The 23,521-nt window shown below is 71.1% G+C and carries 17 protein-coding genes; 11 read left to right on the forward strand and 6 right to left on the reverse strand.

Features of this window, described 5'->3' with window-relative positions:
- Positions 1–62: 62 nt before the first annotated feature.
- Positions 63–1,562, reverse strand: coding sequence for a PucR family transcriptional regulator (locus ACFU6I_RS05020; protein ID WP_384361678.1), 1,500 nt, complete (start codon positions 1,560–1,562; stop codon positions 63–65).
- A 117-nt stretch (positions 1,563–1,679) separates the two neighbouring features.
- On the opposite strand from ACFU6I_RS05020, the gene ACFU6I_RS05025 reads away from it, so the two are divergent.
- From ACFU6I_RS05025 to ACFU6I_RS05045, 5 genes are all read left to right on the forward strand, one after another.
- Positions 1,680–3,146 carry a sodium:solute symporter gene (locus ACFU6I_RS05025; protein ID WP_384361681.1) on the forward strand — a complete coding sequence of 489 codons (1,467 nt, stop codon included), beginning with the start codon at positions 1,680–1,682 and terminating at the stop codon, positions 3,144–3,146.
- A gap of 171 nt (positions 3,147–3,317) precedes the next feature.
- A complete protein-coding gene (speB, locus tag ACFU6I_RS05030) occupies positions 3,318–4,295 on the forward strand; it encodes an agmatinase (RefSeq protein WP_384361684.1) in 978 nt (325 codons plus the stop codon).
- The gene (locus ACFU6I_RS05035) at positions 4,292–5,977 is read left to right on the forward strand and encodes a thiamine pyrophosphate-binding protein (protein ID WP_384361687.1); all 1,686 of its coding nucleotides are present in this window, start codon (positions 4,292–4,294) and stop codon (positions 5,975–5,977) included. Before speB ends, ACFU6I_RS05035 begins: the two co-directional genes overlap by 4 nt.
- Positions 5,978–6,376: 399 nt before the next feature.
- Positions 6,377–7,276 carry a serine hydrolase gene (locus ACFU6I_RS05040; RefSeq protein WP_384361916.1) on the forward strand — a complete coding sequence of 300 codons (900 nt, stop codon included), beginning with the start codon at positions 6,377–6,379 and terminating at the stop codon, positions 7,274–7,276.
- A 153-nt stretch (positions 7,277–7,429) separates the two neighbouring features.
- A complete protein-coding gene (locus tag ACFU6I_RS05045) occupies positions 7,430–11,170 on the forward strand; it encodes an ABC transporter ATP-binding protein (RefSeq protein WP_384361690.1) in 3,741 nt (1,246 codons plus the stop codon).
- Between the two features lie 68 nt (positions 11,171–11,238).
- On the opposite strand, the gene ACFU6I_RS05050 is transcribed toward ACFU6I_RS05045, so the two are convergent.
- Positions 11,239–11,733, reverse strand: a complete 495-nt coding sequence (locus ACFU6I_RS05050) for a hypothetical protein (protein ID WP_384361693.1) — start codon at positions 11,731–11,733, stop codon at positions 11,239–11,241.
- Positions 11,734–11,968: 235 nt separating this feature from the next.
- Between ACFU6I_RS05050 and ACFU6I_RS05055 the strand changes: the two genes are divergently transcribed.
- Together ACFU6I_RS05055 and ACFU6I_RS05060 are read left to right on the forward strand one after the other, a co-directional pair.
- Positions 11,969–12,328 carry a hypothetical protein gene (locus ACFU6I_RS05055; protein ID WP_384361695.1) on the forward strand — a complete coding sequence of 120 codons (360 nt, stop codon included), beginning with the start codon at positions 11,969–11,971 and terminating at the stop codon, positions 12,326–12,328.
- Between the two features lie 101 nt (positions 12,329–12,429).
- Positions 12,430–13,914 (forward strand): S28 family serine protease, encoded by a 1,485-nt coding sequence (locus ACFU6I_RS05060; RefSeq protein WP_384361698.1) that lies wholly within the window; start codon positions 12,430–12,432, stop codon positions 13,912–13,914.
- Positions 13,915–13,990: 76 nt separating this feature from the next.
- On the opposite strand, the gene ACFU6I_RS05065 is transcribed toward ACFU6I_RS05060, so the two are convergent.
- Together ACFU6I_RS05065 and ACFU6I_RS05070 are read right to left on the reverse strand one after the other, a co-directional pair.
- Positions 13,991–15,820 (reverse strand): glycoside hydrolase family 3 protein, encoded by a 1,830-nt coding sequence (locus ACFU6I_RS05065; protein WP_384361700.1) that lies wholly within the window; start codon positions 15,818–15,820, stop codon positions 13,991–13,993.
- Positions 15,821–16,019: 199 nt separating this feature from the next.
- Positions 16,020–16,928 carry a LysR family transcriptional regulator gene (locus ACFU6I_RS05070; protein ID WP_384361703.1) on the reverse strand — a complete coding sequence of 303 codons (909 nt, stop codon included), beginning with the start codon at positions 16,926–16,928 and terminating at the stop codon, positions 16,020–16,022.
- Positions 16,929–17,028: 100 nt separating this feature from the next.
- On the opposite strand from ACFU6I_RS05070, the gene ACFU6I_RS05075 reads away from it, so the two are divergent.
- Entirely contained in the window at positions 17,029–17,973 is a 945-nt protein-coding gene (locus ACFU6I_RS05075) for an EamA family transporter (protein ID WP_384361705.1), read from the forward strand.
- Between the two features lie 186 nt (positions 17,974–18,159).
- Here ACFU6I_RS05075 and ACFU6I_RS05080 read toward each other — a convergent pair whose 3' ends face one another.
- A complete protein-coding gene (locus tag ACFU6I_RS05080; RefSeq protein WP_384361708.1) occupies positions 18,160–18,948 on the reverse strand; it encodes a sugar phosphate isomerase/epimerase family protein in 789 nt (262 codons plus the stop codon).
- 121 nt (positions 18,949–19,069) lie between these two features.
- Complete coding sequence (locus tag ACFU6I_RS05085; RefSeq protein WP_384361710.1) at positions 19,070–20,173, reverse strand: LacI family DNA-binding transcriptional regulator; 1,104 nt, start codon at positions 20,171–20,173, stop codon at positions 19,070–19,072.
- 108 nt (positions 20,174–20,281) lie between these two features.
- On the opposite strand from ACFU6I_RS05085, the gene ACFU6I_RS05090 reads away from it, so the two are divergent.
- The 3 genes from ACFU6I_RS05090 to ACFU6I_RS05100 are packed head-to-tail and all read left to right on the forward strand — an operon-like array spanning position 20,282 to position 23,402.
- A complete protein-coding gene (locus ACFU6I_RS05090) occupies positions 20,282–21,433 on the forward strand; it encodes a Gfo/Idh/MocA family protein (RefSeq protein WP_384361713.1) in 1,152 nt (383 codons plus the stop codon).
- Positions 21,430–22,575, forward strand: a complete 1,146-nt coding sequence (locus tag ACFU6I_RS05095) for a dihydrodipicolinate synthase family protein (protein ID WP_384361716.1) — start codon at positions 21,430–21,432, stop codon at positions 22,573–22,575. Before ACFU6I_RS05090 ends, ACFU6I_RS05095 begins: the two co-directional genes overlap by 4 nt.
- Positions 22,572–23,402 (forward strand): sugar phosphate isomerase/epimerase family protein, encoded by an 831-nt coding sequence (locus ACFU6I_RS05100; RefSeq protein WP_384361719.1) that lies wholly within the window; start codon positions 22,572–22,574, stop codon positions 23,400–23,402. The genes ACFU6I_RS05095 and ACFU6I_RS05100 overlap by 4 nt, the downstream gene beginning before the upstream one ends.
- The last annotated feature ends 119 nt before the right edge of the window (positions 23,403–23,521 follow it).

The raw sequence follows: 23,521 nt of genomic DNA on the forward strand, positions 1-23,521 counted from the left end.
GGTGGTCGCCCACATCACAGCCCGACGTCGCCGGGCGCCTCCGCATGAACCGCGGCACGCAGTCACTGGCGCCGCAGCGCGAACCACAGCTCCGTCCGTACGTCCATGTCGTCGAGGTCCGCGTCCAGCAGCGTCGCGCAGCGGGCGATGCGCTGGCGGACCGTGTTGCGGTGGACCTGCAGCGCCACCGCCGTCCGGTCCCAGCTGCCGTGCAGGCCCAGCCAGCAGCGGAGCGTCTCCGCGAGCGTGGGGGTGAGCGGGGCGAGCAGGGCGCGGGCGTGCGCCTCCGCCTCGGCGGGCGGGACGAGCGCGGCCAGGCCCTGCCCCGCGTCGGTGTGGTGATGGGCCAGTGGGGTGCGGGTGGCCACGGCCCGGCCCAGGGCGCGGGCCGCCTGGCCGTCGGCGAGGTCCAGCGCGGTGATGGAGACGGGAGCGGAGGTGCCGAGTGTCCAGCCGGGCTGCGGGGTGACCCGCTCGCCACCCGGGACCAGGACCTTGACCGCGTCGCCGCCCCGGCCCGCGTCGACCAGTGCCGATCCCAGCGCGGCCCCCAGTGCCCCGGCGGTCAGCGGGTCGACGGGGCCGCCACCGCTGCGCCGGGCATGCACCACCGTCCAGAGCTCGGCGCCGCCGAGCAGCGGGGCGACGGCCGCCGGGTCCGCGCCCAGCAGCATCCGCACCAGTGCCGCCGACCGGCCCGCGGCGTCGGCGCCCTGGTGCGGGGCGGCCAGCAGGGAGAGTAGGACGACCGCGATACCGGTGACCGTGTGGTCGCCCGCCTCGCGCCGTCCCGTCGACAGCGCCAGGACGAGCCCCTGGCCGCCGCCGAGCGCGTACGCGAAGAGATGCGTGTCGCCGACGGCGTCGGTCGCGGACGTGGGGGCGGGGGAGGCGGCAGGCGCGGCGGGGGAGACCACGCGGGTCAGCCGGGTCAGCGCGGCCCGCACCTCGGGGGGCGGGCGGCGGCCCGCCGCGTGCAGCTCCTCGCCGGCCGCGGAGAGCAGGACCGCCCGCCCCGACAGCTGGGCGGCGAGCTGGTGCAGCACCGCGGGGACCGGATCCGGCCGGGCCGCCGCCGTGGCCAGGGCCTGCTGGGCGCGCGTCACCCGGCGCAGCTCCCGGTGCCGGGCCTCGGCCATCAGGCGCCACACCGCTCGGGCGATCGCGGTGAACGGGGTCTCGGGCGGCACCTCCACCAGGGGCAGCCCATGCCGGTCGCACGCCTCGATCAGGGCCTGCGGCACGGCGTCGTGCACCGGCGTGACCCCGAAACCGAGCGCCGCCGCCCCCGCCTCCACCAGCCGGGCGACATAGGTGTCCGGGTCCTCGAGCAGCACCCCGGCGCTCAGCAGCAGCTCACCGCCGAGCAGATACGGGTACGGGTCGGCCATCTCCGAGGTGTGCACCCACAACAGGTCCGCATGGTCCGGTCCCGCGATCCGGCGCAGCCGGAGTTCCTCGCGGGCGAGCAGCTCGGCGAGCGGGATGGGCGGGGTGGGGGGAGCGGATCCGGCGGGGGAATGGCGCCCGGTGGGAATGTCCGGCATGGATGGTCCATCCATCGGCTACGACGAGAATGGATGAAACGTACACTTCAGCGCTGCTTGTGGGCCACCTACCGTCTTCACGAAACACATACCCGCAACATTTCGCGAAGCGACTGAGACGGAGGTAAGCCCATGGCTGTCGACTATGCAGTGATCATCGTCTATCTGGCCGGCATGCTCGCGATGGGCTGGTGGGGCATGCGCCGCGCCAAGTCCAAGAGCGAATTCCTGGTGGCAGGCCGCCGCCTCGGCCCCTGGATGTACTCCGGGACCATGGCCGCGATCGTCCTCGGCGGTGCCTCCACCATCGGCGGCGTCGGCCTCGGATACCAGTACGGACTCTCCGGCGCCTGGATGGTCTTCACCATCGGCCTCGGGCTGCTCGCCCTGTCCATCTTCTTCTCGGCACGCATCGCCCGGCTGAAGGTCTACACGGTCTCCGAGATGCTCGACCTGCGCTACGGCGGCCGGGCCGGACTCATCTCCGGTGTCGTCATGTGGGCGTACACGCTGATGCTCGCGGTCACCTCGACCATCGCGTACGCCACCATCTTCGACGTCCTCTTCGACCTGAACCGCACCGTCGCGATCATCCTCGGCGGCGCCATCGTCGTCGCGTACTCGACGCTCGGCGGCATGTGGTCGATCACGCTCACGGACATGGTCCAGTTCGTCGTCAAGACGATCGGCGTCCTGCTGCTGCTCCTGCCGATCGCCGTCATCAAGGCCGGCGGCTTCAGCGAGATGAAGGCGAAGCTGCCCACCGAGTACTTCGACCCGCTGGGCATCGGCGGCGAGACGATCTTCACCTACGTGCTGATCTACACCTTCGGCATGCTGATCGGCCAGGACATCTGGCAGCGCGTGTTCACCGCGCGCACCGACCGCACCGCACGCTGGGGCGGCACCGTCGCCGGTACGTACTGCCTGGTGTACGCGATCGCCGGAGCTGTCATCGGCACCGCCGCCAAGGTCATGTACCCGAAGCTGCCCAGCGCCGACGCGGCCTTCGCGACCATCGTCAAGGACGAACTGCCGGTGGGTGTACGCGGACTGGTGCTGGCCGCCGCACTCGCCGCGGTGATGTCGACGTCGTCCGGTGCGCTGATCGCCTGCGCCACCGTCGCCAACAACGACATCTGGTCGAGGCTGCGGGGCGCGGTGACCCGGAGCGGCGGCGAGGAGCACGACGAGGTGAAGGGCAACCGGGCCTTCATCCTCATCATGGGTGTGGCCGTCATCGCCATCGCCATCGCCCTCAACAACGTCGTCGAGGCCCTGACCGTCGCGTACAACCTGCTCGTCGGCGGGCTGCTCGTGCCGATCCTCGGTGGTCTGCTGTGGCGTCGCGGCACGGCCGCCGGTGCGCTGGCCGCGGTGGCCGTCGGTGGCCTCGCGGTGATCGGTCTGATGGCGTCGTACGGAATCCTCGCCAACGAGCCGGTCTACTACGGGCTGCTGGCCTCGCTCGCGGTGTACGTGATCGTGTCCCTGGCCACGAAGCCGACCGACGCGGCGGTGCTCGCCACCTGGCGCGAGCGACTGGCGGGCCGGGGCGCCGAAGCGGAGGCGCCCGACTCGGACCCGGTGACCGTCTGATCACCTGTCCTCAATCGCCGGGCGGGCCGTTCACGCCCGTCCGGCGGTTGAGGACGGAACCGTTTGCCGTGGGGGCCCTCACTCGCACTCCACCGCACCCCGCACACTGAATACCGCACGAACGCCCACGAAGCGTGCACCACCCGCATCGCCCGAAGAAAGGCACTCCACATGAGCAGCAACGAAACGCCGCGCGGCCCCGTCGACTCCTCCCGCGTCCCGCGGTACGCCGGTCCCGCGACGTTCGCGCGGCTGCCCCGGCTCGACGAGGTCGGCACCGCCGATGTCGCCGTCGTCGGTGTGCCTTTCGACACGGGCGTCTCCTACCGCCCCGGCGCCCGCTTCGGTGGCAACGCGATCCGTGAGGCGTCGCGCCTGCTGCGCCCCTACAACCCGGCGCAGGACGCCTCGCCGTTCGCCCTCGCGCAGGTCGCCGACGCAGGTGACATCGCCGCCAACCCGTTCAACATCAACGAGGCGGTCGAGACGATCGAGGCCGCGGCCGACGACCTCCTCGGCACCGGCGCCCGCATGATGACGCTCGGCGGCGACCACACCATCGCGCTCCCGCTGCTGCGCTCCGTCGCGAAGAAGCACGGCCCGGTCGCCCTGCTCCACTTCGACGCCCACCTCGACACCTGGGACACCTACTTCGGCGCCGAGTACACCCACGGCACCCCGTTCCGCCGGGCCGTCGAGGAGGGCATCCTCGACACGTCCGCGCTCTCCCACGTCGGTACCCGCGGCCCGCTGTACGGCAAGCAGGACCTCGACGACGACGCCAAGATGGGCTTCGGCATCGTCACCTCCGCCGACGTCATGCGCCGCGGTGTCGACGAGATCGCCGACCAGCTGCGCGAGCGCATCGGCGACCGCCCGCTGTACATCTCCATCGACATCGACGTCCTGGACCCGGCGCACGCGCCCGGCACCGGCACCCCCGAGGCGGGCGGCCTCACCTCCCGCGAGCTCCTCGAGATCGTCCGCGGCCTGTCCTCCTGCAACCTGGTCTCCGCCGACCTGGTCGAGGTCGCCCCCGCGTACGACCACGCGGAGATCACCTCCGTCGCCGCCTCCCACACCGCGTACGAGCTGACGACGATCATGTCCCGTCAGATCGCTGCGGCGAAGGGGACGCAGGGCAAGTGACCCACGACCACCACGACGAGCGCCCGCAGCTCACCCCCGAGCAGATCGCGGACGCACTGAACCCGGCCGCCGGACGCAACGGCGGTGACCTCGTCGTCGAGACCCTCCAGGGCCTCGGCGCGACCACCGTCTTCGGGCTGCCCGGTCAGCACGCGCTGGGCATGTTCGACGCGCTGCGCCGCTCCTCCCTCTCGTACGTCGGCCTGCGCGTCGAGAACAACGCGGGCTTCGCCGCCGACGCGTACGGCCGGATCACCGGCGAAGTGGCGCCGCTGCTGCTCTCCACCGGGCCGGGCGCACTCACCTCCCTCGCCGCGCTCCAGGAGGCGGCGGCCGCGTCCGCCCCCGTACTGGCCATCTCCAGCCAGATCCCGACCGCGGGTCTGGGCGGCGGCCGTCACGGCTATCTGCACGAACTCCGGGACCAGAAGGCGTCGTTCCGCGACATCGTGAAGTCGGTCCACACGGTCCGTACGGCGTCGCAGATCCCGTCCGCGATCGCCGCCGCGTGGGAGTCCGCGCTGACGGCCCCGCACGGGCCGGTCTGGATCGAGATCCCGCAGGACGTACTCCTGGCCGAGACCACCCTGCCCGCCGTCACGGCGATGGACGCCACCCCGCGCCCCCTGCACCCGCGTCCCGAACTGACCGCCGTGGCAGCGCACCTGCTGTCGAACGCCGAACGTCCGGCGATCATCGCGGGCGGCGGAGTCGTGCGCTCCGACGCGTCCGGCAAGCTGCTCGCCCTCGCGGAGAAGATCGACGCCCCGGTCGTCACCACCTTCGGCGGCAAGGGAGCGTTCCCCTGGGAGCACCCCCTCTCGCTCCAGTCCTGGCTGGAGGACCGCCACACGACGGACTTCCTCGAAGCGGCGGACGTCCTGCTGGTCATCGGCTCCGGACTCGGCGAACTCTCCTCGAACTACCACACGTTCAGCCCGCGCGGCCGGGTCATCCAGATCGAGGCGGACGCCGGGAAGCTGGAGTCCAACCATCCCGCGCTCGGCATCCACGCCGACGCCCGCGAGGCCCTCGCCGACCTCCTCGAAGCGGTCGACCGCCGCGAGGACGAGGCGGCGGCGGACCGTGTGCGAGCGGTCCTCGACGCGGTACGGACACGGATCGCAGGCCAGGACCTCACGCTGGAGCAGCAGCTCATCGCCTCGGTCCGCGAGGCGCTGCCCGACACGTCCCCCAGCTTCTGGGACATGACGATCCTCGCCTACTGGGCCTGGTCCGCCTTCGACGCCCGCCACCCGAACACGATGCACTCGGCGCAGGGCGCGGGCGGTCTCGGCTACGGCTTCCCGGCAGCGCTCGGCGCGGCCGCGGCCGACCGTACGAGGCCGGTCCTGGCGGTCTCCGGCGACGGCGGCGCGATGTACTCCATCGCGGAACTGGCCACGGCCCGTCAGTACGACCTGCCGGTCACCTGGCTGATCGTCGACGACGGCGGCTACGGCATCCTGCGCGAGTACATGACGGGTGCGTTCGGCGAGGCCACGGCGACGGAACTGTCCCGCCCGGACTTCGTCGCCCTCGCCGAGTCGTTCGGCGTACCGGCGGTCCGTACGACCCCGGAGACGCTCGCCGACGACCTGGCGAAGTCCTTTGCGGAGCCCGGCCCTTCGGTGGTCGTGCTTCCGGCACTGCTGAGGATGTTCGAGCCGACGCATCTGTAGGCCGCGGCCCCGCTAGGGTCCCGGGGCATGGAATCGGAACCTCCCCTCGTCCACGAGGTCTTCCCGGACCTCGTGGACGGGTCGGCCGCCCTTCTCGGAGACGAGGAGGAGCGACATCCGGCACGCCCGGATCATGTCCGTCGAGCTGCTCCGGCGGTCCCCGATGCGCGATCGGCCGCAAACCCCTTGGACACGCATCCCGCAGCCGGTGTCCCCGCGTCCGAATCCGGCCGTTCCGGCTGCGGCGCGTACAACTTTTCGGCCGGTCGTGAGTCATCCCTGACGGGTGTGCAGGGGGCGCACCGTACAGATCACTCAGGGGGGACACGTCCCATGACGGACCAGCCTCGTATATCCCGCCGCGCGCGCACCGCGCTCGCCGTCACGCTCGCCGCGGGCATGCTCGCGCCCGTGACCCTCGCGGCCACGCCCGCCGCAGCCGCGACGCCGACCGTGAGGTGCACTTCCGACAAGGCGGGACTCGCCGCCAAGCTGACGACCGACATCACCGCCGCCCTCAAGGGGCGCAGGTCGACCACGGCGATCGCGCTCTACGACCGGACCACCAAGACGTCCTGCACGATGCGGTCCACGAGCACGTACGACTCCGCGAGCATCGTGAAGGCGACCGTCCTCGCGACGCTGCTCTGGGACAACAAGAAGCACAACCGCTATCTCACCCAGCGCGAGATCAACCTCACCACCGCCATGATCACCAAGTCCGACAACAACGCGACCACCAGCCTGTGGAAGCAGCTCGGCGTGACCAAGGTGAAGGCGTTCCTGAAGGCCGCGGGCATGACGCACACCGTGCCCGGCTCCGGTGGCTACTGGGGGCTGACCCAGATCACCGCGCAGGACGAGCTGCGGCTGCTGACGCTGCTGACCGCCAAGAACTCCGTACTCAGCGACAACGCGCGCGCGTACGAGCTCGGCCTGATGCGCAAGGTCATCTCCTCGCAGCGCTGGGGAACGCCCGCCGGAGCCCCGTCCGGGGTGACCGTCCAGGTCAAGAACGGCTGGCTGCCGCGTGCCACGCACGGCTGGCGGGTGCACAGCATCGGTGCGTTCACCGGGAAGGGGCACGACTACGGCATCACCGTGCTCACCCAGGACAACAAGACGATGAACGACGGCGTCAACACCATCCAGGCCGTCGCCCGCGCCATCCACAAGGACCTGAATCCGGCCGCCGTGACCAGGGCGACCGTCGCCCCGCCGGCCACGCCGCAGGAGGCGGTCCCGGCGGTGCCCGAGGCCCCTGCCGTGCCGATGCTGACGGCCACGCCCGGGTCGTAGGGCGCGCCCGAGCCGCGCCCCCACCCCCGTGCGCTCCGTCGGACGACGTACGCCGGTCCTACTCCGATGGGACGGTCTTTGTAACGGCGGGATGAAATCCGCAGCTGATCGCGTTGGTGCCTTCCGGTAGACCAGGTCGAACGGGAGGCACCGGTGACGGACGGCGACACGGACGCAGCACAGCAGGGCTGGGCACGGCGACTGGGCGGTTACGCATGGCGCTATCGGCGCAATGTGCTGCTGGCGCTCGGTTCGTCGCTCGCCGGGATGGCCGTGCTGGCAGTCGTCCCGCTGATCACCAAGGTGATCATCGACGATGTCGTCGGCAACCACACCCGTTCCCTCGGCGTCTGGACCGGCCTCCTGATCGCCACCGCCGTGCTGGTGTACATATCGACGTACATCCGCCGCTACTACGGCGGCCGGCTCGCCCTCGACGTACAGCACGATCTGCGCACCGACATGTACCGGACGCTCACCCGGCTCGACGGGAGGCGGCAGGACGAGCTGTCCACCGGGCAGGTCGTCGGGCGCGCCACCAGTGACCTGCAGCTGATCCAGGGGTTGCTGTTCATGCTCCCGATGACGATCGGGAACGTGCTGCTGTTCCTCATCTCCCTGGTGATCATGGCGTGGCTCTCGCCGCTGCTGACCCTCGTCGCGCTCGCCGTCGCCCCCGCGCTCTGGTTCATCGCCCGACGCTCCCGCTCCCGGCTCTTCCCCGCCACCTGGTACGCCCAGGGGCAGGCCGCCGCCGTCGCCGGAGTCGTCGACGGGGCCGTCTCCGGGGTCCGGGTCGTCAAGGGGTTCGGACAGGAGGAGCAGGAGACCGGGAAGCTGCGCGAGGTCGGGCGGAAGCTGTTCGCCGGGCGGCTGCGCACGATCCGGCTGAACTCCAGGTACACCCCCGCCCTCCAGGCCGTCCCCGCGCTCGGCCAGGTCGCGATGCTGGCGCTCGGCGGCTGGCTCGCCACTCGCGGCGAGATCACGCTCGGTACGTTCGTCGCGTTCTCGACCTACCTCGCCCAGCTCGTCGGGCCGGTCCGGATGCTCGCCATGGTCCTCACCGTCGGGCAGCAGGCCCGCGCCGGTGTGGAGCGAGTCATCGAGCTGATCGACACCGAGCCGACCATGACGGACGGCACGGTGGAGCTCCCCGCCGACGCCCCGGCGACCGTCGAGTTCGACGACGTACGGTTCGGGTACGACCCCGAGCGGCCGGTCCTCGACGGGTTCTCGCTCACCATCGAACCCGGCGAGACCGTCGCCGTCGTCGGCGCCTCCGGCAGCGGGAAGTCCACCGTTTCCCTGCTGCTGCCCCGCTTCTACGACGTGGCGCACGGCGCCGTCCTGGTCGGCGGCCACGACGTCCGGGAGCTCACCCAGGACTCGCTGCGGGCCGCCATCGGCCTCGTGCCGGAGGACAGCTTCCTCTTCTCCGACACGGTCCGCGCCAACATCGCGTACGGGCACCCGGACGCCACCCAGGAGCAGATCGAGCAGGCAGCCCGCGCCGCCCAGGCGGACGGGTTCATCGCCGATCTGCCGAACGGCTACGACACCAAGGTCGGCGAGCACGGGCTCACCCTCTCCGGCGGCCAGCGCCAGCGCGTCGCGCTCGCCCGCGCCATCCTCACCGACCCCCGGCTGCTCCTCCTCGACGACGCCACATCCGCCGTCGACGCCCGCGTCGAGCACGAGATCCACGAGGCCCTCGCCCAGGTCATGGAGGGGCGGACGACCCTCCTCATCGCCCACCGCCGCTCCACCCTCGGCCTCGCCGACCGCATCGCCGTACTCGAGAACGGCCGGCTCGCCGACATCGGCACGCACGAGGAGCTGGAGCGCCGCTCCGCCCTCTACCGGCGTCTGCTCACCGACCCGGACGAGCTGGGCGGCACCTCCCCGGGCCACCAGCCGGTGATGACCGACACGGCCGTCGAGGACAACCGGGCCCTCCAGGAGGAGCTGGAAGCCGATTTCGACGCCGAGCGCGGCATCAGCCCCGGACTCTGGGTCCGCAAGGAGGAGCCCCGCGACACCGGCGCGGCCGGCATGCCCGCCACGCCCGAGCTGCTCGCCCAGGTCGAGGCGCTTCCCCCGGCCACCGACACCCCCGGGATCGACGAGGCACGCGCCGTCCGGCGCGAGGAGTCGTACGGGCTTCGCCGGCTGCTGCGCGGCTTCGGGCTTCCGCTGGCGGTCAGCCTGGCGCTCGTCGCCGTCGACGCGGGCATGAGCCTGCTCCTGCCCGTACTGATCCGGCACGGCATCGACCAGGGCGTCACGCAGATGGCGACCGGTGCGGTCTGGGCGGCGTCCGTGCTCGCCCTGTTCGTCGTGCTGGTGCAGTGGGCGGCGCAGATCGGCGAGACCCGGATGACGGGCCGCACCGGAGAGCGGGTGCTCTACTCGCTCCGGCTGAAGATCTTCGCGCAGCTCCAGCGGCTCGGCCTCGACTACTACGAGCGCGAGCTCACCGGCCGCATCATGACCCGGATGACGACGGACGTGGACGCGCTGTCCACGTTCCTCCAGACCGGTCTGGTCACGGCCTTCGTCTCCGCCGTCACGTTCTTCGGCATCATGGGCGTGCTGCTCGTCCTCGACGTCCAGCTGGCGCTCGTCGTCTTCGCGACCCTGCCGGTGCTGGTCATCGGTACGTTCTTCTTCCGCCGCAAGAGCGTCAAGGCGTACGAGCTGGCCCGTGAGCGGATCAGCGTCGTCAACGCCGACCTCCAGGAGTCCGTCTCCGGGCTCCGGATCGTGCAGGCGTTCCGCCGCGAGAAGGACGGCGCGGAGCGGTTCGCCGACCGCAGCGACCACTACCGCGAGGCCCGGGTGCGCGGCCAGTGGCTGATCTCGGTCTACTTCCCGTTCGTGCAGCTGCTGTCGTCGGTGGCCGCGGCCGCCGTACTGATCGTCGGCGCGGGCCGCGTCGACAACGGCACGCTCACCACCGGCGCCCTCGTGGCGTATCTCCTCTACATCGACCTGTTCTTCGCGCCCGTGCAGCAGCTCTCGCAGGTCTTCGACGGCTACCAGCAGGCCACGGTCTCCCTCGGCCGCATCCAGGAACTCCTCCGGGAGCCGACCTCCACCGCCGACTCCGAGGAGCCGCTGGACGTGCCTTCGCTGCGCGGCGAGATCGCGTTCGAGGACGTGACCTTCGCGTACGGCTCCGGGGACGACGAGGACGAGGCACTCACCGGCATCAACCTGCGGATCCCGGCCGGGCAGACCGTCGCGTTCGTCGGGGAGACCGGCGCCGGGAAGTCCACCCTGGTCAAGCTCGTCGCCCGGTTCTACGACCCGACGGGTGGCCGGGTCACGGCGGACGGCGCCGATCTGCGTCGCCTCGACCTCACCGCGTACCGGCACCGGCTCGGAGTCGTACCGCAGGAGGCGTACCTCTTCGCGGGTACGGTCCGGGACGCCATCGCGTACGGGCGGCCGGACGCCACCGACGCCCAGGTGGAGGCGGCGGCCCGGGCGGTCGGCGCGCACGACATGATCGCCACGCTGGACAGCGGCTATCTGCACGAGGTCGCCGAGCGGGGCCGCAACCTGTCGGCCGGTCAGCGCCAGCTGATCGCACTCGCCCGCGCCGAACTCGTCGACCCCGACATCCTCCTGCTCGACGAGGCGACCGCCTCCCTGGACCTCGCCAGCGAGGCCCTGGTCAACCAGGCGACCGACCGGCTGACCGGCCGGCGCACCACCCTCGTCGTCGCCCACCGGCTGACCACGGCCGCCCGCGCCGACCGGGTCGTGGTGATGGACCACGGCCGGGTCGTCGAGGACGGCACGCATGACGAACTTCTCGCCGAGGAAGGGCATTACGCCGTGCTGTGGCGCACCTTCATCGGGGAGGACGAGCCGGCGGGAGTCTGAGAGTACCCGGCAGTAGGCAGCCCCGCGACGCCGCGAAGCTTACTGCCGGGCACTCTGAACCGCGGGTCTCAGCGGATGCCGGAGATCTTGCCGGTCTGCAGGTCCGGCTGAACGGTCAGATACGTGTACACGGGATGCTTGCCGCCGCTCCAGGTCAGCCGCACCTTCGACCAGGTGTGACCGGCGCCGCTGTCGCCCGCTGTCACCTGGACGGCGAGCGGTGTGTTCTGGGCGCGGAGCACCCCGTCCGCGTGGTTGCGCGCCTCCCAGGTGCGCAGCTGTGAGCGGAGCCCGGGCGTCAGGTAGAACGACCGGAGGGCGGTGGCGAGCTTGCCGCCGCCCTCGGCCGTGACCGCGTCGATATAGGCGCCGTAGAAGTGGGCCACCTGCTGATGGGCGGGGGCGGAGTGGGTGCTGCGCATCTGCGTCGCGCGCGCCGGATTCTGCGGCGCGGCAGCGGCGGCAGGGACCACGGAGGCGGCGGCCAGGAGAGCGGTCACGAGAAGGGTGCGGCCGACGCTGCGGCGGCCGCGCGAGCCGGGCGCCTTGCGGAGTTGGAGCACGACAGTTCCTACCTTTCGTATGACTCTGCCCTATTGGACCCATGGTGTGGAGGTTCGGTTGCGCGGTATGCGGAGCGCGCCGCATGCAACCTTCGGATGGCCCTTCGCGTCGTACGCATGTGCGCGTATGAGCCGCGCGGGGGCGAGAGCGTTCGATGGGGTGAGGGAACTGCTGGGGAACAGGAATGCGAAAACCGCCGGAGGCGGCGGTACCGGACGGCGTGCACTGGTCCAGGTGTTCGTACTGGCGCTGGTGACCGCTGTCGGGCTGGTGCTCGGCGGTCCCGGGGCCGGCAGCGCCGACGCCGCATCGTCCTGCGGCGGACGGCTCGCGAAGACAGTGACGTTCTCCACGGGTGAGGTGCGCATCTTCAGGAGCCGCTCCTACGCCTGCGCGATCACGGTCGCGAAGAAGCCGGGCCCGCGCCGCAAGATGTCCGTCATGATCCAGGCGCGTGGCGGCCGGCCCGTCGCCGACAGCGGCAGGTTCACCAAGCAGACCGGCCGGGTGACCGTCCACGCACTGCACCGATGTGTCCGGGCCGCGGGTTCCGTCGCCGGAAAATCCGGCGCCACGGGCTGGATACTCTGCTGATAATTCTGACGAAGTGACAGGAGGGGCTGGTCAGCCGGGTGTTGCACCGCTAGATTCGCGATGAATCTTGTGAATCCAGGTGAAATTCCCGGGGAGGGTGCATGCGCAAGGCGCTCAGAGGTTTCCTTTCGCTCGCGGTGCTCATAGGCACGGTGAGCGCGACGGGTGCCTCCGTCGGTGCGGCCAGTGCCGCGGACGCGACCGCGATCCGGTCCGTCGGGTCCGACAGTTCCGCCGATGCGACCGCGGACATCAAGGACCGCATCCTGGCCATACCCGGGATGAGTCTGATCGAGGAGAAGCCGTACGCCGGCTACCGCTACTTCGTTCTCAACTACACCCAGCCGATCGACCACCGGAACCCGTCGAAGGGCACGTTCCAGCAGCGCATCACCCTGCTGCACAAGGACACCTCGCGCCCGACGGTCTTCTACACCGGCGGGTACAACGTCTCCACGAACCCCAGCCGCTCCGAGCCGACCCGGATCGTCGACGGCAACCAGGTCTCGATGGAGTACCGCTTCTTCACCCCGTCCCGCCCCGCCCCGGCCGACTGGTCGAAGCTCGACATCTGGCAGGCGGCCAGCGACCAGCACCGCGTCTTCACCGCACTGAAGCAGATCTACACCGAGAACTGGCTGAGCACCGGCGGTTCCAAGGGCGGTATGACCGCCACGTACTTCGAGCGCTTCTACCCGAAGGACATGGACGGCGTCGTCGCGTACGTCGCGCCGAACGACGTGGTCAACAAGGAGGACTCGGCATACGACCGGTTCTTCGAGAACGTCGGCACGAAGGAGTGCCGCGACCGGCTGGAGGGCGTGCAGCGCGAGGCGCTGATCCGCCGCGAGCCGCTGGAGAAGAAGTACAAGGAGTACGCCGACACCAACGGCTACACCTTCAACACCGTCGGATCCCTCGACAAGGCGTACGAGGCCGTCGTCATGGACTACGTCTGGGCGTACTGGCAGTACAGCCTGCTCGCCGACTGCGACACCATTCCCGCCGATGCCAAGACCGCGCCCGACCAGGCGATCTGGGACTCGATCGACACCATCTCGGGCTTCTCCGCCTATGTGGACCAGGGCCTGGAGCGGTACACGCCGTACTACTACCAGGCGGGCACCCAGCTCGGTTCGCCGGACATCAAGCAGCCGTGGCTCGGCAATCTCAGCCGCTACGGATACCAGCCGCCGCGCAACTTCGTGCCGAGCTCCATCCCGATGACGTTCCAGCCGTCGGCGATGCGGGACGTCGACACCTGGGTGAGGCACAACGCCACCCGGATGATGTGGGTGTACGGGGAGAACGACCCGTGGGGTGCGGAGCGCTTCCGCCTCGGCAGCGGCGCCCATGACAGCCACGTCTACACGGTGGCCGGCGGCAACCACGGTTCCAATGTGGCCGGTCTCGCCGCCGACGAGAAGGCGAAGGCGACTGCCGACATCCTTCGCTGGGCGGGCGTCGCCCCGGCCGCCGTGCAGTCGGACCCGGCCAAGGCGAAGCCGCTCGCGCCGTACGACGCGCGGCTCGACAAGCGGGACCTGACGAGCGAGCGCAGGCAGGGCCCCGCGTTGCGGCCGTAGAAGGCCGGCACGGTGTGGTGCGTGCCGGGTCCGAACCGTGCGGTTCGGGCCCGGCACGCGCGCGTAGCCCGTCGGGTCAGTACGTCAGGCCGTAGCCGACCGGGTACAGCACCTTCGTCGGATCGTCCGCCCGTTGCACCGGCACCGGCAGTCGGCCCTCCGGTTCGGCGCGGCCCGCGATCACCCGGGCCGCGGCGCGCAGTTCGACGTCCGTCCAGGAGTACGCGGCCAGGCTCGCCGCGTGGGCGGGCAGCTGGGCGATGTCGTACGGGTTCCGGATCGCGATCGTGATCACCGGGACGCCGGTCGCCACGAGGGCGCTGACCAGGGTGCGCTGGGAGCTGGTTGCCGAGACGTTGTACGTCCCCACGATCACCGCGTCCTTGCCCTGTGCGGCCGCCACCGCCTCGGCGATCTTCGCCTGGCTGGGCGCGGTGCCGGTGGACACTGCGGTCGCCGCGTACCCCAGTTCGGTGAAGGCGCCGGCGAGGGTGGTGGTCGGCGGTCCGGTGGTGCCGGACGGGGAGGCGGGATCGGCGCCGACCACGAGGAGGTTCTTGTGGGAGCGGCGGGACAGCGGCAGCACCGCACCGGTGTTGGCCAGCAGCGTGGTGGTGTGCTCCGCGATCCGGTCGGCGGCGGCGAGGTGCGACCGGGTGCCGACGGCACGGTCCACGCCCTCCTGGCTGACGAACGGGTCGTTGAACAGCCCCAGCTTCGCCTTCAGCCGCAGGATGCGCAGGATCGATTCATCGATCCTGGACTCGCTGATCTCGCCGCTCTTCACGGCCGCCAGAACGGCGTTCCAGGAGACGTCGAGGCTCGGCGGGTTCAACAGCTGGTCCACACCCGCCTGCAGGGCGAGGACGGGCACGCGGTCGTCGCCGTACTTCGTGCGCACCCCCTCCATGCCGAGCGAGTCGGTGACCACGACACCGTCGTAACCGAGCTCCTCGCGCAGGATGCCGGTGAGGATCGGCCGGGACAGGGTCGCCGGGTCCTCGGCTGCGTCGAGCGCGGGAACGACGATGTGCGCGGTCATGATCGCGTCGATGCCCGCGGCGATCGCGGCGCGGAACGGCGGCGCGTCCAGCTCGGCCCACTGGTCGCGGGAGTGGTGGATGTAGGGCAGGCCGGTGTGGCTGTCGGTGCTGGTGTCGCCGTGGCCCGGGAAGTGCTTGGCCGTCGAGGCGATCCCGGCGCTCTGATACCCCTTCACCTGCGCGGCGACCATCCCGGCCACGGCCTGCGGATCGGAGCCGAAGGACCGTACGCCGATCACCGGGTTGGCCGGGTTGACGTTGACGTCGGAGTCCGGGGCGTAGTTCTGGTTGATGCCGATCGCGGCGAGCTCGGCGCCCGCGATCTGGCCGGCCCGGCGCGCGTCGGAACGCGAACCGCCGGCACCGAGCGCCATCGCACCCGGCATCAGCGTGGCGGGCTCGCCGACGCGGCAGACGATGCCGTGCTCCTGGTCGGTGGAGATCAGGAGCGGCAGGGGCGTGGGACCGGCGAGACCGGCGCGCTGGATGCCGTTGGAGAGGTCGGCGATCTGGTGCGGATCGCGGGTGTTGTGCGCCCAGGCGAAGTAGATGATTCCGCCGACGTGGTACTTGGCGATCATCTCGGCGGCGGTACGGACCCCGATCTCGGCCATGTTCGCGTTGATGTCGGCCTGGTCGGGCTCGGTGGCGGAGTGCCCGTACACCCGCATCACGAAGAGCTGACCGACCTTCTCCTCCAGGCTCATCCGGGAGATGAGCTGCTTGAGGCGCTCGGTGCCGGGGGCGGAGGAGGCTGCGGAGGCGGCGAATGCCCCGGGGGCGGAGACCGCACCGGTCGCAACCGCTGCGGCGGTCACGGCGGTGGCGGTGAGGAGGGTGCGTCTGGAGGTGCGGTGGTGCACGTGAGCTCCTTCGGCCGTGCTCAGGGGAGAGGGGGGCGGTGAAAGTAACTTCCAAAGGGCACGAATATCTAGAAAGTAACTTCCAGTCAAGGGGGCGGTCCGATAATCGGCTTGGTGACGTGCGATCCGGCTCGGCCCGTTCGGTGCTCGAGGCAGGCCCATGGCCACAGGCCCGCACCCTCGAAGCCCTCCGCGGCCCCTACCTCAGACCCGCCCCCGCCCCCCGCGCCTGAAGCGATTCCACCGCCACCGTGATCGCGGGCCGCCGGGCCGCCTCCGTGCGCCACAACGCGTACAGCCGCCGCACCGGTACGGGGTCCAGCGGCACCGCCACCACTCCCGCCGGCAGCGGTCCCCGCCCCAGCCGCGGGATCATCGCGACCCCGAGGCCGGCGGCGAGCAGAGCCAGTTGGGTGTGGTTCTCCTCCGCCTGGTGCCGGATGTCCGGCTCGTAACCCGCCGCCCGCAGCGTCCGTACGAGCCAGTCGTGACAGACCGTCCCCGGCGGCTGACAGATCCACCGCTCCTTCGCCAACTCCTCGCGCCGCACCGCGTCCCGCCCGGCGAGGCGATGCCCCTCCGGCACCAGCAGATCGCACCGGTCGTCACCGATCACCGCCTGCGCGATGCCCTCGGGGGCGGGCAACGGCGCGATGTCCCAGTCGTGCGCGACAGCGAGATCGATCACGCCCTTGGCCACCAGATCGACCGACAGATGAGGGTCGACCTCGGTCAGCCGCACGTCCAGGGCGGGGTGGTCCCGGTCCAGCTCGGCCAGCACGCCGGGCAGCAGACCGCGCGCCGCGGACGCGAAGGCGCCGATCGACAGTCGCCCCGTCGGCAGCCCCCGGCGCTCCTCGAGCGTCGTCTCGGCGCGCTCCACGATTGCCAGCAACTGCTGGGCGGTGGCGGCGAGATGGAGCGCCTCCTCGGTGAGCGCGACACCGCGCCCGCGCCGCTCCAGCAGCGTCGTGCGGGTCTCCCGCTCCAGCTTCGTGATCTGCTGGGAGACCGCCGACGGGGTGTAGCCGAGCGCGGCCGCGGCGCCCGCGACGGACCCGTGGACGGAGATGGCGTGCAGTGCGCGCAGCCGGGACAGATCGAGCACCGGAACCTCCCGGACCTTCCTGATTCATTAGCGATGCTCAATTTCACCATGAAGAAATCCGCGCTGGTGCTACATGGTCCCGGCGGGTGATCCTCGCTCCATGCGTCCCCTTCACATCGCCCTGGCCGCCCTGGTGGCTGCCGTCTGGGGCGTCAATTTCGTCGTCATCGAGGTCGGCCTCGGGCACTTTCCGCCGCTGCTCTTCTCCGCCCTCCGCTTCCTGGTCGCGGCGCTGCCCGCGGTCTTCCTCGTCGGGCGGCCCAAGGTCGCGTGGAAGTGGATCGTGGGCGTCGGGCTGGTCCTGGGCGTGGCGAAGTTCGGTCTGCTGTTCATCGGCATGGACCGCGGAATGCCCGCCGGTCTGTCCTCCCTCGTGCTCCAGGTCCAGGCGGTCTTCACGGCCCTCTTCGCGGCCGTGGCGCTCGGCGAACGGCCCGGCGGAGCAAGGATGTCGGGGATGGGGATCGCACTGGCCGGTATCGGGGTCGCGGCGGTGGACGAGGGTGCGAGCGGCCCCGTGCTCGCCTTCGTGCTGGTGATCGCGGCGGCGGCCTGCTGGGGCGTGTCGAACGTCCTGACCCGCAAGGCCGCCCCGCCCGACTCCCTCAACTTCATGGTGTGGGTCTCGACCGTGCCCGTCCTGCCGCTGCTCGGTCTCTCCCTCCTCTTCGAGGGCTGGGACCGCGACGCCGACGCGCTGGCCGCACTGGACTGGAGCGGCATCGGCATCATCGTCTACGTCGCCTGGATCACCACGGTCTTCGGCTTCGGGGCGTGGGGTTTCCTGCTGCGCCACCACCCGGCGTCGTCCGTGGCCCCGTTCACCCTGCTCGTCCCGGTCTTCGGGATGTCCTCGGCCGCGCTGTTCCTCGGCGAGTCGGTGAGTCCGCTGCGGTGGTGCGCTGCGGCGCTGCTGGTGGGCGGAGTGGCGCTCACGTCACTGGCGGGGACGCGCCGGACGCGTGCGACGGGTGGGCCCGACGACGATCCGGCCCCGGAGGGGGCGCCGGAGCCGAATCCGGCTCCCTCTGCGGCCAGGACCTAGTGCCTCGACCGGCAATGTTTGCCCCATGAGGAGCGCGCGTGCCGGGCGGTGCGACGGGGCGAAGCCTGCCGGGAGGGGCACTGGTTTCACCGGCGATGCCGTCGGCGGACCGGCAGCAGAACCCGGACATGACGGAGGACTCCCGGGAAGCCCTGCTTCCCGGGAGTCCTCCACCGCAGGCTCCTGCTACTCCTTCGGTGCACCCAGCCGCAGCAGATGCTCCCGTCCCGCGCTCAGCAGCCCGGGCAGTTCGGCCGCCTCCGGGTGCCAGCGCTTCTCGTACTCCCAGCAGACCCAGCTGTCCGCGTCCAGCGTGTCCAGACAGGCACCCAGCGGCAGCACCCCGGCCCCGAGCGCCAGCGGTTCGGTGTCCTCCGCCGACGCGATGTCCTTGACCTGTACGTATCCCAGGTGCGGGGCGAGCACCGCATGGCTCGCGACCGGCTCCTCGCCCGCCAGCCAGGTGTGCATGATGTCCCACAGCGCACCGACCTGCCGGTGTCCGACCGTCCCGGCGATCCGGGCCACGTCGGCACCGGCCCGGTGCGAGTCATGGGTCTCCAGCAGGATCCGTACGCCCAGGTCGGCGGCGTAGGGGGCGGCGGCGCCCAGTCGGCGGGCGGCGTTCGCATCGGCCACCTCCGGGTCCAGCCCGCCGCCGCCGGGGAAGACCCGGACGTGGGAGGCGCCCAGATCCCGCGCCAGCTCCACCAGCCCGGCGAGCTCGTCCAGTACCGGCTGGTCGTCCCCCTCGGCGGCGACCCGGACGTACCCGGCGACGGTCAGGATCTCGACGCCGCCCTTCTTGAACTCCTCGGCCACGTCGGCGCGTTCGGCCGAGGAGAGCCCCGGGTGCACCGGCTCCTCGGGGTGGGCGCGCAGCTCCACCCCCTGGTAGCCGTGGTCGACGGCCAGCCGGATGACGTCGGCGATCGGCATCCCCGGTACTCCGAGGGTCGAGAAAGCGAGCTTCACGTGCGTGTTCCTTCCGTCGGTACCTGCCCCTGCGCCGTACGGACCGGACAGCGGCCCGCACATCATCGGCCCACGGCACGCGGTACGAGTACCCCGGACCGGGGAGCGGAACCCGGACGCGTCACTTCCGCGGCGGCGCCGTCGACCCCCGCACCATCAGCTCCGCCGCGATCGTCGCGATGCCTCCGGGCGGCGGGGTCTCCTTGCCCATCGCCAGCCGGCCGGCCCGCGCCCCCGCCTCGAACAACGGCAGCCGTACGGTCGTCAGGGCCGGGACCGCGTCCACCGAGAACGGCAGGTCGTCGAAACCGGCCACGGAGATGTCCTCGGGGATACGCAGACCGCGGTCCCGGATCGCTGCGCTCGCGCCCAGAGCCACGGTGTCGTTGGCGGCGACGATCGCCGTCACCTCCGGTTCGCGGCGCAGGAGTTCGAGCGTCGCGTCGTAACCCGACCGGCGGTCGTACGGACCGTGGACGGTGAGACGATCCTCGTCCCGGCCGTTCGCGAGACGCCCTTCCACGGTTGTGTCGTCGCCGTACAGGCCCGCCGCCGCCATCGCGTCGCGGTGCCCTTCCAGCCGGTGGCGTGTCGTCGTCCGCTCCACCGGGCCCGCGACATAGCCGATCCGCCGGTGGCCGAGTGTCAGCAGGTGCTCGGTGAGGCGTCGGCCGCCGCCCCGGTTGTCGAAGGCGAGCGCCGCCACGACCGCTTCGCCCTCGGGCAGCGGGGGCCGCCCGCAGAGCACCACCTTGGTCCCGGCGTCCGCGAGTTTCGCCAGCTTCGCCGCCATTGCCGCCTGGTGCGCCGGGTCCTCCACCGCGCCGCCGGTGAGAATGACGGCCGCGGCGCGCTGACGCTGGAGCAGGGTGAGGTAGGTGAGTTCGCGTGCGGGGGAGCCACCGGTGTTGCAGACCACGGCGAGCTTCTCGCCCCCGGCCCGCCCGGAGCCGTCGCCCGGCCCGCCGATCTCGGTCTGCGCCGCCCCGGCCATGATCCCGAAGAACGGGTCGGCGATGTCGTTGACCAGGATGCCGACCAGGTCGGACGTGGCGGCGGCGAGCGAGCTGGCCGGTCCGTTGAGTACGTAGTCCAGGTCGTCCACCGCGCGCAGCACCCGTTCCCGGGTGGAAGCCGCCACCGGGTAGTTGCCGTTGAGCACACGCGACACGGTGGCGGGCGACACCCGGGCGCGAGCCGCCACGTCCGCGAGGGTGACTGTCATCGCTTCCTCCGAGGGTTTTGGACGGAGCCCTCTTGTCCGGGCCGCTGTCGGCAGGCTAGCGTCATACCGCATAGAAAGCGCTTGCTACGGCTGTATGGAGGGAACTTCGTGACACGCAGGACAGTGCGCATCGCCATGAACGGCGTCACGGGTCGCATGGGATACCGGCAGCACCTGGTGCGCTCGATCCTCGCGATCCGCGAGCAGGGCGGCCTCGACCTCGGCGACGGCGAGGTGCTGTGGCCCGAGCCCGTCCTCGTCGGCCGCCGCGCCCATGCGCTGGAGGAACTCGCCGACCGGCACGGTCTGACCGAGTGGTCGACCGACCTCGACGCGGTCCTCGCGGACGACACCATCGACATCTACTTCGACGCCCAGGTCACCTCGGCCCGCGTCGAAGCGATCAAGAAGGCGATCGCCGCGGGCAAGCACATCTACACCGAGAAGCCCACCGCGACGGACGTCGAGGGCGCACTGGAGCTGGCCCGCCTCGCCAAGGACGCCGGGATCAAGCACGGCGTCGTCCAGGACAAGATCTTCCTGCCGGGCCTGCTGAAGCTGAAGCGCCTCATCGACGGCGGCTTCTTCGGTGAGATCCTCTCCGTGCGCGGCGAGTTCGGCTACTGGGTCTTCGAGGGCGACTGGCAGGAGGCCCAGCGCCCCTCCTGGAACTACCGTTCCGAGGACGGCGGCGGCATCGTCGTCGACATGTTCCCGCACTGGGAGTACGTGCTCCACGAGCTGTTCGGCCAGGTCAAGACCATTCAGGCGCACGTCCAGACGCACATCCCGCAGCGCTGGGACGAGCAGGGCAAGCCCTACCCCGCCACCGCCGACGACGCCGCCTACGGCATCTTCCAGCTGGCCGGTGGCGCCGTCGCCCAGATCAACTCCTCCTGGACCGTCCGCGTCAACCGCGACGAACTCGTCGAGTTCCAGGTCGACGGAACGCACGGCTCCGCCGTTGCCGGACTGCGCAACTGCCGCGTCCAGCACCGCTCGGCCACCCCCAAGCCGGTCTGGAACCCCGACCTCCCGGTCACCGAGTCGTTCCGCGACCAGTGGCAGGAAGTCCCGGACAACGCCGTCTTCGACAACGGCTTCAAGGCCCAGTGGGAGCTCTTCCTGCGCCACATCGTGCTCGACGAGCCGTACACCTGGGACCTGATGGCCGGCGCCCGCGGTGTCCAGCTCGCCGAGCTCGGGCTCAAGTCCTCCGCCGAGGGCCGACGCCTGGACGTACCGGAGCTGACGCTGTGACGATCCACCTCCCGCAGGGCCCGTACGAACCCCGAACCACCCCGCTCGAACTCGCACCGGCCGGGGCTCCGCTCGCCTCCCGTACGGTCTTCTCCGCCGCCCATGTCGTCGCCGACCCGTACGCCGACATCAGCCCCGACGACCCCGCGGCCGTCGACTGGGACGCCACCCTCGCCTTCCGCCGCCATCTGTGGTCGCACGGTCTCGGCGTCGCCGAAGCCATGGACACCGCCCAGCGCGGCATGGGGCTGGACTGGGCCGGCGCCGCCGAGCTCATCCGCCGCTCCGCCGCCGAGGCAAAGGCCGTCGGCGGCCGGATCGCATGCGGCGTCGGCACCGACCAGCTCCCCGCAGGGCCCGCCACGCTCGCCGAGGTGAAGGCCGCGTACGAGGAGCAGCTCACCCTCGTCGAGGAGAGCGGTGCCCAGGCCATCCTGATGGCGTCCCGCGCCCTCGCCGCCGCGGCGAGCGGCCCCGAGGACTACCTGGAGACGTACGCACACCTGCTGCGCCAGGCCTCGGAGCCGGTCGTCCTGCACTGGCTCGGCCCGATGTTCGATCCCGCGCTGGAGGGCTACTGGGGCTCATCGGACCTCGACGCCGCCACCGACACCTTCCTCAAGGTCATCGCCGAGCACCCCGACAAGGTCGACGGCATCAAGATCTCGCTCCTCGACGCCGAGCGTGAGATCGACGTACGCCGCCGTCTTCCCGGCGGGGTCCGCTGCTACACGGGCGACGACTTCAACTACCCCGAGCTGATCGCGGGCGACGACCGGGGCTTCAGCCACGCCCTGCTCGGCATCTTCGACCCGCTCGGCCCGTTGGCCGCCCACGCGGTACGCGTCCTGGACACCGGGGACGTGAAGGGCTTCCGTGACCTCCTCGACCCCACGGTCGAGCTGTCCCGGCACCTCTTCCAGGCGCCCACTCGCTTCTACAAGACGGGCGTGGTCTTCCTGGCCTGGCTGGCAGGCCACCAGGACCACTTCACGATGGTCGGCGGGCTCCAGTCCGCCCGCTCGCTGCCCCACCTGGCGAAGGCGTACGAACTCGCCGACCGGCTGGGCCTGTTCCCCGACCCGGAGCTGGCCGAATCCCGGATGCGCGCCCTGCTCACGGTCGACGGAGGTGCCCGGTGACGGATGTGTCGCGCCTGAGCATCAACCAGGAGACCATCAAGCAGTGGTCGCTGCCCGAGCTCACCGAGGGGTGCGTCAAGGCGGGCATCGACAAGGTGGGCCTGTGGCGGGGCCCTGTCCAGGAGTACGGGGTCGAGCGCACCGCGCAGCTTCTGAAGGTCGCGGGCCTGACCGTCACCAGCCTCTGCCGGGGCGGCTTCTTCACCGCGCTCGACCCGGCCGAACGGGCCCGGGCCCTGGACGACAACCGCGCGGCGATCGACGAGGCGGCGGCCCTGTCCACCGACACCCTGGTCCTGGTATCGGGCGGTCTCCCGTCCGGCAGCCGCGATCTCCACGGCGCCCGCGAACGCGTTGCGGAAGCGCTTGCCGAGCTGGGCCCGTATGCGCAGGAACGCGGCGTGCGCCTGGCGATCGAACCCCTGCACCCGATGTTCGCCTCGGACCGCTGTGTCGTCTCCACCCTGTCCCAGGCACTGGACATCGCGGAGCGCTTCCCGGCGGAGCAGGTCGGTGTGGTCGTCGACACGTACCACATCTGGTGGGACGACCAGGCGGCCGCACAGATCGCGAGGGCGGGGGAGGGCGGCCGTATCCACTCGTTCCAGCTGGCGGACTGGATCACCCCGCTCCCGGCGGGGGTACTCCTCGGACGGGGTCAACTCGGCGACGGGAGCGTTGACTTCCGCGCATTCCGCGCGATGGTCGAGGCCACCGGCTTCGACGGACCGATCGAGGTGGAGATCTTCAACGAGGACCTGTGGGCGCGCGACGGCGCCGAAGTCCTCGCGGAGGTCGCGGCGCGGTACGTCGAGCACGCCTGCTGAGAGCAGATGCGACGCGGCGGGTAAAGACATCGCAAAGGGACGCAACCCTTCCGCGTCCTGCCGGGTCGTATGTTGCGTCGGGCGCTTCCGGGAGGGATCCGGGGGGATCGGGAAGCCCT

Origin of the sequence: Streptomyces sp. NPDC057486 (assembly GCF_042802415.1) — a bacterium.
GTDB classification, from domain to species: domain Bacteria; phylum Actinomycetota; class Actinomycetes; order Streptomycetales; family Streptomycetaceae; genus Streptomyces; species Streptomyces yanii.

What these genes read in the sequence shown, in the direction of transcription:
- ACFU6I_RS05020 (WP_384361678.1), bottom strand. Translation starts at nt 1,562, where the DNA reads ATGGATGGACCATCCATGCCGGACATTCCCACCGGGCGCCATTCCCCC.
- ACFU6I_RS05025 (WP_384361681.1), top strand. Translation starts at nt 1,680, where the DNA reads ATGGCTGTCGACTATGCAGTGATCATCGTCTATCTGGCCGGCATGCTC.
- speB (WP_384361684.1), top strand. Translation starts at nt 3,318, where the DNA reads ATGAGCAGCAACGAAACGCCGCGCGGCCCCGTCGACTCCTCCCGCGTC.
- ACFU6I_RS05040 (WP_384361916.1), top strand. Translation starts at nt 6,377, where the DNA reads ATGCTCGCGCCCGTGACCCTCGCGGCCACGCCCGCCGCAGCCGCGACG.
- ACFU6I_RS05060 (WP_384361698.1), top strand. Translation starts at nt 12,430, where the DNA reads ATGCGCAAGGCGCTCAGAGGTTTCCTTTCGCTCGCGGTGCTCATAGGC.
- ACFU6I_RS05075 (WP_384361705.1), top strand. Translation starts at nt 17,029, where the DNA reads ATGCGTCCCCTTCACATCGCCCTGGCCGCCCTGGTGGCTGCCGTCTGG.
- ACFU6I_RS05085 (WP_384361710.1), bottom strand. Translation starts at nt 20,173, where the DNA reads ATGACAGTCACCCTCGCGGACGTGGCGGCTCGCGCCCGGGTGTCGCCC.